This is a genomic window from Chitinophaga sp. XS-30 (assembly GCF_008086345.1).
GTDB lineage: Bacteria > Bacteroidota > Bacteroidia > Chitinophagales > Chitinophagaceae > Chitinophaga.
The window spans coordinates 4,133,265-4,145,415 of the sequence record NZ_CP043006.1; the positions used below are offsets into that span (position 1 = coordinate 4,133,265).

Annotated in this window: 13 protein-coding genes; 2 read left to right on the plus strand and 11 right to left on the minus strand. The window is 45.0% G+C overall.

Going from position 1 to position 12,151, the window contains the following annotated elements:
- Positions 1 to 11: 11 nt before the first annotated feature.
- From FW415_RS16835 to FW415_RS16885, 11 genes are all read right to left on the minus strand, one after another.
- The gene (locus FW415_RS16835) at positions 12 to 3,185 is read right to left on the minus strand and encodes a M1 family aminopeptidase (RefSeq protein ID WP_148387368.1); all 3,174 of its coding nucleotides are present in this window, start codon (positions 3,183 to 3,185) and stop codon (positions 12 to 14) included.
- The gene (locus FW415_RS16840) at positions 3,182 to 4,060 is read right to left on the minus strand and encodes an ABC transporter ATP-binding protein (protein ID WP_148387370.1); all 879 of its coding nucleotides are present in this window, start codon (positions 4,058 to 4,060) and stop codon (positions 3,182 to 3,184) included. The genes FW415_RS16835 and FW415_RS16840 overlap by 4 nt, the downstream gene beginning before the upstream one ends.
- A complete protein-coding gene (locus tag FW415_RS16845) occupies positions 4,057 to 4,269 on the minus strand; it encodes a helix-turn-helix transcriptional regulator (RefSeq protein ID WP_148387372.1) in 213 nt (70 codons plus the stop codon). Before FW415_RS16845 ends, FW415_RS16840 begins: the two co-directional genes overlap by 4 nt.
- Positions 4,270 to 4,271: 2 nt before the next feature.
- Entirely contained in the window at positions 4,272 to 4,784 is a 513-nt protein-coding gene (locus tag FW415_RS16850; protein ID WP_148387375.1) for a DUF2975 domain-containing protein, read from the minus strand.
- A 112-nt stretch (positions 4,785 to 4,896) separates the two neighbouring features.
- The gene (locus tag FW415_RS16855; RefSeq protein WP_148387377.1) at positions 4,897 to 5,916 is read right to left on the minus strand and encodes a terpene synthase; all 1,020 of its coding nucleotides are present in this window, start codon (positions 5,914 to 5,916) and stop codon (positions 4,897 to 4,899) included.
- A gap of 538 nt (positions 5,917 to 6,454) precedes the next feature.
- Entirely contained in the window at positions 6,455 to 6,772 is a 318-nt protein-coding gene (locus FW415_RS16860; protein ID WP_148387379.1) for a MazG-like protein, read from the minus strand.
- A 2-nt stretch (positions 6,773 to 6,774) separates the two neighbouring features.
- Positions 6,775 to 7,122 (minus strand): nuclear transport factor 2 family protein, encoded by a 348-nt coding sequence (locus tag FW415_RS16865; RefSeq protein WP_148387381.1) that lies wholly within the window; start codon positions 7,120 to 7,122, stop codon positions 6,775 to 6,777.
- 124 nt (positions 7,123 to 7,246) lie between these two features.
- Positions 7,247 to 8,158, minus strand: a complete 912-nt coding sequence (locus FW415_RS16870; protein ID WP_148387384.1) for an AraC family transcriptional regulator — start codon at positions 8,156 to 8,158, stop codon at positions 7,247 to 7,249.
- A 76-nt stretch (positions 8,159 to 8,234) separates the two neighbouring features.
- The gene (locus tag FW415_RS16875; RefSeq protein WP_148387386.1) at positions 8,235 to 9,041 is read right to left on the minus strand and encodes an SDR family oxidoreductase; all 807 of its coding nucleotides are present in this window, start codon (positions 9,039 to 9,041) and stop codon (positions 8,235 to 8,237) included.
- Between the two features lie 97 nt (positions 9,042 to 9,138).
- The gene (locus FW415_RS16880; protein ID WP_148387388.1) at positions 9,139 to 9,351 is read right to left on the minus strand and encodes a helix-turn-helix transcriptional regulator; all 213 of its coding nucleotides are present in this window, start codon (positions 9,349 to 9,351) and stop codon (positions 9,139 to 9,141) included.
- A 3-nt stretch (positions 9,352 to 9,354) separates the two neighbouring features.
- Positions 9,355 to 9,906: a DUF2975 domain-containing protein gene (locus FW415_RS16885; protein ID WP_148387390.1), complete on the minus strand. Its 552-nt coding sequence runs from the start codon at positions 9,904 to 9,906 to the stop codon at positions 9,355 to 9,357.
- 313 nt (positions 9,907 to 10,219) lie between these two features.
- Between FW415_RS16885 and FW415_RS16890 the strand changes: the two genes are divergently transcribed.
- Both FW415_RS16890 and FW415_RS16895 read left to right on the plus strand, forming a co-directional pair.
- A complete protein-coding gene (locus FW415_RS16890; RefSeq protein ID WP_148387392.1) occupies positions 10,220 to 10,759 on the plus strand; it encodes an RNA polymerase sigma factor in 540 nt (179 codons plus the stop codon).
- Positions 10,760 to 10,895: 136 nt separating this feature from the next.
- Positions 10,896 to 12,062 (plus strand): FecR domain-containing protein, encoded by a 1,167-nt coding sequence (locus FW415_RS16895; protein WP_148387394.1) that lies wholly within the window; start codon positions 10,896 to 10,898, stop codon positions 12,060 to 12,062.
- Positions 12,063 to 12,151: the final 89 nt, after the last annotated feature.

Consider the following 12,151-nt stretch of genomic DNA (forward strand, 5'->3'; position numbering starts at 1 on the left):
GTTCGTTTATTTCAATCCGTAAATAATCGAATAATTTTCCTGTACTCCTCCCGGCTCAAGTTTTTCTTCAGTTCATCTAAAAAATCTAAAGTGATAGCCCGTTGTGGGTATTTGTATTTCGCAAGAAAAGTTTTGAGGATTTGGTTTAACCTTCGCTCGCCTATTTCTTCAGAAAGTTTTACCATTGCTATTGTCCCTTGGGAATATGAAATATGGGTATTTTCAGGCGTCACCTTATATAGTGGTTGCGGTTTGGCAAATCCTTTTTCGGATTGGTAAATTTGCTCGTGGATTTTCACCTGCTCTTTCATCGCTTTTTCCCCATACATGCTTTTGTACAGCATCATCTCCGTGTACATTGCAAAAGACTCGGTCAGCATTACTGCACCTTCCCTGTCATCAGGCGAAATCTGGTTGTTTCCCCACCAGAAATGGGAAAGTTCGTGGGCTGCCAGTTCGTTGATAACGTCCTGGCCTTTGTCAGCTTCTACATTGGTGTGAAAAGCCATATTTTCTGTCATAAAAATAACCGATGGATATGCTGTAGCGTTAAACCCGGCGGTAAAAGACGAAACTTCCGCAAAGGATACCGATTTAAACGGATAGGCCCCAAAATTTTCAATGCAGTAGTCCAGTGCTTGTTTGGCGTTGTCAATCAGCCGGTCTACGTTCTGAAAATGAGAGGAATGATAAAAAACACTGATCTTTATGCCCTTATGAAAGGCGTCTTTCACCGTGTACTCCGCTGACGAGACCGCAAACCGAAAGGGAATATCTTCAGCTTTGTATTGAAAATAATGTCGATCATGCTGTTTCCATTGCCTGACCAATTCTCCTGTCCCAATGGCTGTTTGACCGGACGTTGTGGAAACTGTCATGTCCAGATCAATAAAGTTCAGTGGGTTGGTTTTCGGAGCTTCCAGTTGCTTAACACCGGTTGCCCCATCAAGTCCAAATTCAGCCCTTCTGCCTTTCTCGGTACCTGGAATTTCATATCCTGACTGATAACCAATTAAAGGATAGTAACGGCTTATACGCATGAAAGAACCATTTTCGATAATGGCATTCATTGGGGCGTGGCCATTAACCGGATACCATTGGTAACGTAGGGAAAAGTCTAATTTTGCTTCATTTCCGGGAGTTAATGGCTGGGAGAGCGTTAAAACCTGTATATTCTCTTTGAGTTCGGATGATCGGGTGTTGCATGTAAAAATCGCTTTTTCGAGTTGAAGGGCTTCGTCAAAGTTGAATAAGATACTGTCAACAGGTTGTCCGGTTAGGTTTTTCAGTGTGTATGTTCCGTGAATGACATAAGCATTTTTGGACGGGTGTAAATCTATACGGGTTTTAAGTGCTACCACCGTGGGCTGCGGAAGATCCTGATACTTACGATACTTCTTTTCGTAGTTGGCGGATCTCAGGAATTGAGCATTTTCACTTTCGGCAAAATGGCCTTTCCAGAAGCTGCTTCCGGCATAGAAAATAAGTCCGAAAGCAATTATGCTTACTACAATTTTAGTTAGGTTTAATTTTTTACTTTTCAGATAATCAAAAATCAACCAGCAGATCATCAGTACACCCAAACCGAATAAAAGCCGATAAATAAAGCTATTCAGATAAACGCCGTACCCAAAAAAATCGCTGTACGCACCACGATAACCCGACAAAAACCGGAGTAGTGAAACTTCAAAAAGTGCTTTGGAAAGAGGTGTGGCGAAAATGCCGGCAAAAACAACAGCAACTGCCAATGCGGGATATTTTTTCTTTATCGATGCGTTCAACAAAACAAGGAAACCCGACAAGAGGACCAGTGGGAAAGTATTAAAAACCAATACGCCCCAGTAGGCCGTTCCGTCAAGACGCGGATAATCGAATATCCATTGAAAAACGACCCCTTCCAAAATCAATAAAAACGAAAAAACAAAGAGCACGGCGGAAATACTCAACCAATTCCCTCCAGCTTTCACAAAGGAAAAATAGGTTGCATTTTCCACCAGTGAAAAATTGGAGATACGGCTACGCCAGTAAAATTCATTGACAAGGTAAACTGACAGGAATACACAAGGCAGGTAAAAAGTCCCGTTGATAGTTTCTGCCATTAATCCGGAACTTGCATAGTGTTGAGGAATACGGATTCCCTGGTCGATGGCCGCATAGATTTCCATTCCCGCATAAAACAGCAAAAGCAGGCAAATGACGTAAAAAACAATGCTCTTAAAAGTACACATCAAATCGACATTCACAAAAGAAAGGATACTTTTTATGCTGTTGGCCTGTTGGTGGTTTTGCCGGACGGTTACGGAGCCGGCAGTCAGGAAATTATTATCTGCTTTCTGAAGGATCTGAAGTCTTTTACCTCCTCCCAATCCTCTATTTCCCGCCCCGAATGAAAAGGATTTTACTGCAATGGCGATTAAAAAAAGCGAAAAACAGCAGACCAGCAGTCGATTTAATAAAAACATACCCGACAGGGGAACCAGCTTCTGATTACGCGCTGCCAGGGAGAAATCCCTGGCTTGAAAAAAATAGGCCGACAGTCCAAAAGGGTCCGTTATTGCCGAGATCCTTTGGGCAGCTTCGGATTGGGGCAAGGCACCTGCCATAAAAGGCGAACCTGAATAGATCAGCCCGACCATATACAGAACGTACAACATTAACCCTCCGATAACAACAGCCATTTTATTTAGGGTGAAAACACTCAAAAAGAACAAGACACCACATACCATGAGACAATTGACAATACCCAAAACTATAAGCGGATAAAGATAATAGGATAAATGAAAAACGGGATTCATCCCGATTCCGGTTCGCAGGTTTTGGCCGGTAGTAAACCCGATAGCTATAAGCAAAAAACATAGAAAGGTCAATACGAAAAACGAAAGGAACCTGCCTAGAATAAAACGGGGCGCTTTGATGGGCGTGGAAAAGATAATTAGATCGAAACGGGCATCCCTTTCCCGAAACATCAATTGCCCGGCAAAAATGGTGCCTGTAAAAACAAGGGACAAGGTCAAAAATCCCATCATAAACCCTACAGTATAGGCACTATTCAAAAAAACACCTTCCCCAACAGTAATATTGAACTGATATCCTGCAAATAAACCGAATCCTGTCAAAAGAACGATTGCAATATACCCGGCTGGTTTTCCGAAAGACCTGATATCGAAAAGCAAAACCGGATTCATCGGGTGGGATTTATTTTAAGTTGATGAAAATAAACGTGCTCCAGTGTTGCCAATGCCTTGTCAAAACCTTCAGGCTGGTGTTCGGAAAAAATGTTAATACAAATTTCCCCTTGTTTAAGTTCATAATTGATAAATGCCTCCCCGGCCTTATATTCTTGAAATTCGGCCTGTGTCACTGCTTTTCGCCAGATTTTATTTTCAATCCCCGCCATTAGCTCCGAAGGAGCGCCAACACACAACAATGTTCCGTTTTTAATAATCGCCATATGCGAACAAAGGTTCTTCACGTCCTCCACCAAATGGGTTGAAAGCATTACAATCTTGTTTTTACTAATATCATTCAGCAGCAGGTTTAAGCGGTTTCGTTCTTCGGGGTCGAGCCCCGCAGTCGGTTCATCTACGATAATGATTTTAGGGTTACCCAAAAGCGCCTGTGCTACCCCGAAACGTTGTTTCATCCCGCCCGAAAAGGTATGGACTTCCCGGTTTCGTTCCTCATATAGATTGACCTTATTGAGCAGTTCATTGATTTGCGCCCTCCTCTCCTTTTTTTTTGTGATGCCTTTCAGGACCGCCAAATGATTGAGCAAATCATAGGCTGAAACTTTAGGATATACTCCAAAATCCTGCGGAAGAAACCCCAGGTGTTTTTTTATCAATAAGGGGTTTATCAGAATATCTTCGCCGTTAAACAGAATTTTGCCGCTATCTGCTTTTTGCAGGCCGGCAATGGTTTTCATTAATGATGATTTTCCTGCGCCGTTCGGCCCCAGCAGCCCAAACATTCCGTTCCCGATTTCCAGTGAAATATTATGAATGGCCTTCACGCAGTTTGGATAGGTCTTGTGGAGGTTGGAAATGCTAAGCGTGTTCATTTCTCGTCGTCTTTATATTCCAGAATATCGCCGGGTTGACATTCCAGCACCTTACAGATGGCTTCGAGCGTTTCAAAACGGATGCCTTTGGCCTTTCCGGTTTTCAATATGGAAAGGTTCACGGTGCTAATCCCGATTTTTTCTGCCAGCTCCCTGCTTTGCATTTTACGCCTGGCCAGCATCACATCTAAATTTATTACTATCGCCATAATCAAATAAATAAGTCCCGTTCGTTCTGCAATCCGATGCCTTGATTAAAAATCGCCGCAAGGAAATAGGTGAACACTCCAAGGAAAGAATGCACTACGATCAATGCAATAATAAAATCTTCAACAGGAACAAAGCAACTGCCGACTGCGGTCGCCAGAGCAGGTGTTATCAGGTTAAACCTATAGAACCGCCTTAGATGAACTATATTTTGGGGCGTAAACAATGTAGGTTCCCGGAAAACCCGGAACACATTTGATGCCAGCCAGAAAAACATGCTGTATAACAACAAAGGAAGCAGAAATGAGAATATAAGGTATAGCATGTTGTTTTCCGCCATGAGGAATGGCTCCGTAGTAAACGGATAGAAAATATGCAGCTTTTTTTCATCAGGCAAGCCTGTCCATATTCCCGTCAGGATGCAGAACAGCGCATAAAATGTGGTTATTGCATACCCGATAGCCAATACCCTGCTGCCGGTGTAAAGTATTTTGGCTATGATTTTTGTTTGTTTCATCTTACTCCTCAAAGATTAATGAAACAAATATACTAATTAATGTAAAACAATAATAAATTAATTTAAATTAGTTCCTCATCCGACAATGTGAGGCTCATTGTCAAGTATCATTTTATTGATCTCTACTGCTGACAAATTCTCCATCAACATAGCCCCCACTTACATAGCGGGATACATCATTGGTATGCCACGCATAAACGCCTGCTACCATAATACCTAGATCCTGCACATAGTTATATACCATATTTTGCAGCACGCCAAACGGAGGCAGGTGTTCATGTAAAAGCACAAATTCGCCAAGGCAGCTGTCATGGAGTTTCAATGCTTCCATATAGGCTTCATCAACTGATAACTTCTGTTCGTGCTGGATTACTTTTACGATATTCATTGTATCCCCTTCCCTATGCAGCTCTTTCGGAAGGGAAATAAAATCATTATGCATACCAATCAGCAGTGAGCAGAGGTCGTGAATACGCAGTATATGCGGGTGCTCCAGTATATCATCCGGTAATTCCCGATAATCTTTTTGCATCGCCACATATTTGCAAAATGGAAGGACTCCACTGGTATGCAGTCTGATGATCAGGTAAATAGGGAGCGGTGGAGGCGTATTGGTCCTGTAGTATACTCTTTCGTCAGCGTAGCCAACAAGTACATTGCGTATAGCGGCAATATATTTCGCATACAAGCGCTCCGGCATTCCGCATTTGACAGCATCTTGCCGCAACATCCAGAACTGATGCAATATTCCATTGTCAGCAGGCTCTTTAATGTCCTCCCCGGTTAAAAGATCCATTATACGATTCTTCACAACATTCATTTCATCGTGTGAGCAGCGATCAAAGTAATCGTCCATCATGGCCCCGTTGGCGGCATAATTGGCGAGGGGGCGAAGCTCCCGGATATCTTTTAAAAACGGGCATCCCCGTGCTGCAATATCGGTGAGATGATGCTGCTTATGTTTCTCCCGGGCAGCTTTGCTATGAAAGGTGTACTCCTGGTCGATCCAGGCATAATATTCTTCCCGCTGCTGCTGAAAATCAGGGTGTATAAAATCGGGGAACGGGTATTGGGGCCTGGGCAAATGTTGCAACCCTGCATAAAACTGTTCTTCTGAAAGTGCTTGTGACATAATAATGGGATTATGGTTACAATTGAATAATGCAGCTGATAAACGGGCATCAAAGTTAAAGTGTAAGCCCGTCGGGTTTTGCTGTTTGCGCCGGACGGTCAATTGCCGGCCATTCCCCAAACTCCGATTTCTTTCCTGTACCGCGCATTGGTTAACGGATATGCTGGTAATTGAGATAAATATGTCCGCTTCGGGTTATTGAGCACGTGGTCTTCTGTCAAAGGACACTTGATCTCAATGGGTTCTTTCATGATGGGGCCGGGTTATTTACACATTTAATTTAGTGTAAATTTCGGTTTTGTGAAATTATTTTTTCGGGAGGATGCTATACACGGTCATTTTCCATTTTCAGGAAGGGAGACAACCATCGCTTTAAAGCATTCAACGTTATGTGCCGGCTTTTATAAACAGGGTATTGTCGGCGGAGCTAAATTGCAGGGACGGAACAAGCTGATCATTAGTAAAGTATATGATGATACGCCGTATATAAAAAGCTTCCCCTTCCCTGATGATGATAACGCTTCGCAAAAAGCGTACTTTAAAACAATTCTTCGGTCTTGTCGAGGAATTTGCTTGCGGCCTCCTTTATGTCAATCCCTGACCTATTTGCCAGTACAATCAGCCACCAGATATTCTCGCCCAGTTTATGCTCCAGTTCGGATTGAGAATCCGCTTTGGGCCAGCGTTCCTGGTGCGCCATAATATTACGTCCCACCAACCCGGCATCCGTCAGATAGGCCAATGCATCTTCCTCCACGGTCCATTCGCTGCCGTGATGCAGCATTTCCAGATCGTGGTATTTTTTTCTGATTTCCAGAGAACGATGAATGATATCGTCAAAATTATTGTTACTCATTATCATTTATTTTTGTGAAGCAGATCTGCCTTGACAAAGGCTATTTTTCCGTTCTTAAACTTGAAATCAAAAGTTCCGCCAATCTTCCCTTCAGGGAAGGTACCTGCAAATTCTACTTCGAGGAGCGCACTTTCCCCGCCAGTTATAGTCAGATCCACTTGTTCAGTATGCGTATTGTAGCCAACAAAGTAGCTGTCAAAGTATTCTCTGATCCCCCAATGCCCGGTGAATTTTTTCCCTACTGACGGATCGTCCAGAATAGCATCGGGTAAATAAAACTCCAGATATTTTTGGGTATCGAACGCATTGCTGGCTGCGATCCAATGTTTGATAAAGATTTGTATATTCATGCGCTTCATTTTTTCACCATATGGGCTTTATTTTCGACAAAGGTGCGGCAGATTATTCTCCTGCATTTCAATCGCTTTCTTAAACCGGATAGTGCGCCGGGGCTCAGGAAAGGGCTTGCGGGAGTCAATTCAGCAAACTTTTTTTATAATCTGAAGGAGACAGCGATGTTTTGCTTTTGAATAGCTTATTGAATGATTGCGGATGTTCGAAACCCAAATGGTAGGCGATCTCCGCGACCGTCAGTTCATCTTTTGCCAGGAATTCCCTGGCCTTTTCAACGACTTTTTCATGGATGAACTGCTGGGTGTTCATCCCGATAAGGTTCCGCAACAGATCGCTCAGGTATCGTGGCGTTACATTCAGGTTTTTCGCTACAAAATTAACCGAAGGCAGTCCCTTCATTAACGAATTATGCGCATTGAAGTAGTCATCCAATTGTTGTTCCAGTCTCGCAAGAAGATCGTTGTTTACCGCTTTCCTGGTAAGGAACTGGCGATCATAAAAACGATTGGCATAGTTGAGCAGCAATTCAATCTGTGCAATAATAACATCCTGGCTGAATTTATCGATCCGCTCGTTCAGCTCATCCTGGATAAACCGGTAAATGCTAAGGATCGTTGCCTTTTCCTTTTCAGATAGGTACAGGGCCTCTGCGGCGGAATAGCTGAAGTAGCCGTATTGCCTGATGGTTGCATTCAACGGATAAGGACGGAGGAAGTCCGGGTGGATATGGAGTGTCATGCCGTCATAATCGGCTTCCTCGTCCTGCATCTTCAACAGTTGCCCCGGGGCTATGAACGACATTCCTCCTTCCTCAAAATCATAGTGCCCCTGGCCGTATTTGAGTTTCCCGGAAAAACTGGTTTTGAACGAGATTTTGTAAAACTTCAGCATAATGCCCTGTTCGAAATCCTTAGGGTCAAAATGCGCGTCCCCGTAGTTCATTATACTGATAAGCGGATGCAATGGAGCCGGCTGTCCCATCGCTTTATGCAACTGGGATAACGAATGGAATATAACCGGTTGTTTCTTCATTGTCAACAAATTTAGTCAATTATAAGAAAGCACCTCCTGTCAGCGCCCATTAGCCTCACAGCAGCCACTGTGAGCACTAGAACAGAAACTGGGAACGTATTTTCTTAAACTGTCCTTCCGGTGTCAGTTCAAGGCGGTCTTCATATAAAGCGATGGCATCACTACCGGCAATATACCTTAATTGGTCGCGCTCGTCCGTAGCCGCATCATAGATAACCCGGGCTATGTCTTCTGCTTTTGTGTAGCGGGAAATTTGTTCAGCACTGTACCCCTCTCCCACTTTCGCTACCAATTGCTGATACGCCTCATGCATTCCTGTCTGTATGGATCTTCCGGCAAAATCAGTCTGCATACCACCGGGTGCTACTACCTTCACTTTGATCCCGAACCGGGCCAGCTCGGAAGCCAGGCCTTCAGAGAATCCGTCAACGCCGAACTTGGCTGCATTGTAAATAGAGCAGGTTGGATACCCCAATAATCCGAAAGAGGATGTTATATTGATGAAAGTCCCGCTTCCTCTTTCCCTGAAGCCGGGGAGAAATGCTCTCGTAATATTTATGACACCGAACAGGTTGGTTTGCATCTGCGCCTGGATCTGCTCATCGCTAAATGCTTCCAGCGGCCCAATCAAACCGTATCCTGCATTGTTCAATACCACATCAACTGACCGGGTTGCGAGAATGTCTCCTGCGGTTTTTCTAATTTGTGCGGCATCTGTTACATCGAGCGGCAATACGGTTACGTTGGCGAGTGCGGTCAGCTCAGTTTCCTTAGCCGGGTTTCGCATGGTCGCAATTACGTTCCAGTCCTTGCTTTGAAACAGTCCGGCGGCAGCCTTTCCCAGTCCGGATGAAGCTCCTGTAATGAAAATTGTCTTTTGCATATCAACTTTGTTTTAATTGTACTATGCAAAAGTCCGTACTTCTTCACTCCCTGTATTAATCAAAATGGCGGAAACATTAGCCTGAATGACATTCAAGCTATGATAGTTCTTCTCTATACTCCAGGATATCGGCGGGCTGGCAATCCAGCACCTTGCAAATAGCATCAAGTGTACTGAAACGTATGGCTTTCGCTTTACCGGTTTTAAGGATCGAAAGATTGGACAATGTTAAGCCGACCTTCTCTGAAAGTTCATTCAGCGACATTTTCCGTTTAGCCATCATGACATCAAGATTTACGATAATCGGCATGCCCTATATTGTTAATTCGTTCTCTGATTGAATTTCAATTCCCCTTTTAAAGATCTGTACGATTATAAATAATACAACCGCCATAAACAACCACACGTCAGCCCCGCCTAATCGCAGGTATAACGTATCGGGCATGCTGACCCCCTGCTCAACCATCCACCGGGTGTACTTAACACCATACCAGGAGAACAAACCGATCACTAACGTCACATATGATAGCTGAAAAATAAAGATCCGCACTTTCTTGTTGAAAGGCTGGGACATATCCAGGTCCTTTTTATGCAGGATCCTGATGATCAGAAAAAATAACCAGGCCTTCATTACCGCAACAATGCTCATGATCAAGGTCACCGCAAAAAAATGCCCGTGGTCGTAAGCAAATAGTGCCGACAGATCAATTTGCTGCCAAAGACGCGTAACGACAGCCGGGTTAGCAATTGCAAAAATGGCGTTCGCAATAAAGCCGCCAGCTTCTATGCACAGACCTGCGAATATTATCCATGAAAGGATAAGCAATACATTCAATGTCTGCCTGCTGGTAATTTTGATTTCCATGTGGCTCAGTTTTAAAGTTGAAGTAAAAATAGTAAATATTTATTGATAAACAATAAAAATAGATCAATAATTGATAAACGCATGATGACGGTCGCTATCCTGCAAAACCGTTTAATCCGCATAGCCCGGCGAGAAGATGCAGTGATACTTCCAGGAGACGATAAGCGGCCTGCCGTTGCGTGTATTTTTAAATCGACTATATTTACACCTGCTGAAGGATTCAGGGCTGAACTTTCCTTACCTTTTTTATCTAAACGCTTTTAAATTATTGTCAATCACGCCGGGAAATAGTGAGTTGGATCTGCTTTTGCAGATGAGCAAAGGTGATGAACAAGCTTTTACGCAATTGTTTGAGTATCACAAGGACAATATTTATTACTATGCTCTCGCCGTTACCAGGTCCGAATTCCTCGCCGAAGAGATCACCCAGAACGTATTCATTAAAATCTGGCAGCACCGGCTAACCCTTCCTACTGTAGATTCTTTTCCCGCATGGATGAAAACCGTAGCCAGGAACGAAGCCTACAACTATCTCAAGCGGCTCGCCATGGAAAAGGTAATTGTTAACCGGATAGCGGAAAATATACAGGATGGCGATGATTCCACCTCAGCAACCCTGGAATGGAAGGAGTTTCACGCGCTCGTTGCAAAAGCGATCGCGCAATTGCCGGAGCAGCAGCGCGCCGTTTATAAACTGTCCCGCGGCCAGGACATGAGTTATCAGCAGATCGCCAATGCACTCGGGATTTCCATCAATACCGTAAAATATCACATGAAGCAGGCCCTGCAAGGTATCCGTATTTACCTGGACGCACACCTGCTGACCCTGGCCATTACCATTTATTGCATGTAGCCCTCCGGGATATATATACTGAAATTCAGCTGGATAGGATTGACAAATAAACATATGTAAGATCCGCGATTTTTTTTTTGATTCGGCCTACCCGCAGGGGAAGGCCAATTGTCTTTTTAATATAGGGGGGAATTTTATGACACCAGCACATCTGCACATTTTATGGGACAAATATGTCGCCAACGCCTGCACTCCGGAAGAGGAGAATGAGCTTATGCTGTGGCTCAGTGATCCTGCCAACGAAGAAGAGGCCAAGATGCTCCTCACTGCGTTGTACGAGCAGGTAAGCACCCGCGAAGTACCAGCGGCTCCGCTGCAACCTGCGGCAGTATTGCAGGCGATCCGCGCCGGCCGGGAGCCCGTTGTTCGCCGGATTCCTTTCCTTCGCCGCTGGGGCTGGGCTGCAGCCATTGCGGCCGTGCTCGTTTCCCTGGGCGGATATTTCCTCCTGAGCACACCTGCCGGGAACTCCACAGATCTGGCTTCCGCTGATTCCGTCAATATTATGCCTGCCCGGGGTGTGACAATGCTCACCCTTGCAGATGGCACCCAGGTTCCGCTTGACAGCTTCCATAATGGTATGGTGGCGCAGCAGAACGGCACAAGCGTTGTGCTGTCCAACGGACAGCTCCGCTACGAGGAAGGCGCCGAAGGGCAGCAGGCCAACAGTTTCAATACGATCACTACACCCAAAGGCCAGCAGTTTCAGATCGCTTTGCCCGACGGATCTGCAGTGTGGCTGAATGCAGGCAGCTCCATCCGCTTCCCGACCGTATTTTCCGGCAATGAGCGCCGGGTGGCAGTTACCGGCGAAGCGTACTTCGAGATCCGCCAGGATGCGCAACATCCCTTCATTGCCACGCTCAGGAACGGGGATGAAGTGGTGGTGCTGGGCACAAAATTCAACATCAATGCTTACGATAACGAATCGCATGTGTACACGACGCTGCTGGAAGGCTCCGTGCGCGTGCAGGCAGGCAACGACCGGAAGGTATTGCAACCGGGGCAGCAAGCGCGATCCGGAAGCGGAGACCTGAAAGTGCTGAACGTGGACGCGGAAAAAGCACTGGCATGGAAGGACGGGGCGTTCGATTTTGAGGATGTACCCCTCGCAGAAGCCATGCGCCAGATCGAGCGCTGGTACGACATCGATGTGGTGATCGAAGACGGCGTTCCGGTAGATGCACCGTTCTATGGACAGGTAAGCCGCAAAATGAGCCTGAACAATCTCATCCGGCTGTTCGAAAAAACGGACCTGACATTCAGGATCGAAAATGGAAATAAACTGATCATCTCTAAATAGCAGGCCACTTCAGATACGGGCGTAAGAGAATATGCCCGGATTCTTCGCATGTAAAATGCAAAAAAAACCGGAAGTGTTGAGACCACTCC

Coding starts and splice junctions, on each gene's coding strand:
- FW415_RS16835 (WP_148387368.1), bottom strand. CDS start 3,185: ATGAATCCGGTTTTGCTTTTCGATATCAGGTCTTTCGGAAAACCAGCC.
- FW415_RS16885 (WP_148387390.1), bottom strand. CDS start 9,906: ATGGAAATCAAAATTACCAGCAGGCAGACATTGAATGTATTGCTTATC.
- FW415_RS16860 (WP_148387379.1), bottom strand. CDS start 6,772: ATGAGTAACAATAATTTTGACGATATCATTCATCGTTCTCTGGAAATC.
- FW415_RS16840 (WP_148387370.1), bottom strand. CDS start 4,060: ATGAACACGCTTAGCATTTCCAACCTCCACAAGACCTATCCAAACTGC.
- FW415_RS16880 (WP_148387388.1), bottom strand. CDS start 9,351: ATGCCGATTATCGTAAATCTTGATGTCATGATGGCTAAACGGAAAATG.
- FW415_RS16870 (WP_148387384.1), bottom strand. CDS start 8,158: ATGAAGAAACAACCGGTTATATTCCATTCGTTATCCCAGTTGCATAAA.
- FW415_RS16845 (WP_148387372.1), bottom strand. CDS start 4,269: ATGGCGATAGTAATAAATTTAGATGTGATGCTGGCCAGGCGTAAAATG.
- FW415_RS16875 (WP_148387386.1), bottom strand. CDS start 9,041: ATGCAAAAGACAATTTTCATTACAGGAGCTTCATCCGGACTGGGAAAG.
- FW415_RS16890 (WP_148387392.1), top strand. CDS start 10,220: ATGAGCAAAGGTGATGAACAAGCTTTTACGCAATTGTTTGAGTATCAC.
- FW415_RS16850 (WP_148387375.1), bottom strand. CDS start 4,784: ATGAAACAAACAAAAATCATAGCCAAAATACTTTACACCGGCAGCAGG.
- FW415_RS16895 (WP_148387394.1), top strand. CDS start 10,896: ATGACACCAGCACATCTGCACATTTTATGGGACAAATATGTCGCCAAC.
- FW415_RS16865 (WP_148387381.1), bottom strand. CDS start 7,122: ATGAATATACAAATCTTTATCAAACATTGGATCGCAGCCAGCAATGCG.
- FW415_RS16855 (WP_148387377.1), bottom strand. CDS start 5,916: ATGTCACAAGCACTTTCAGAAGAACAGTTTTATGCAGGGTTGCAACAT.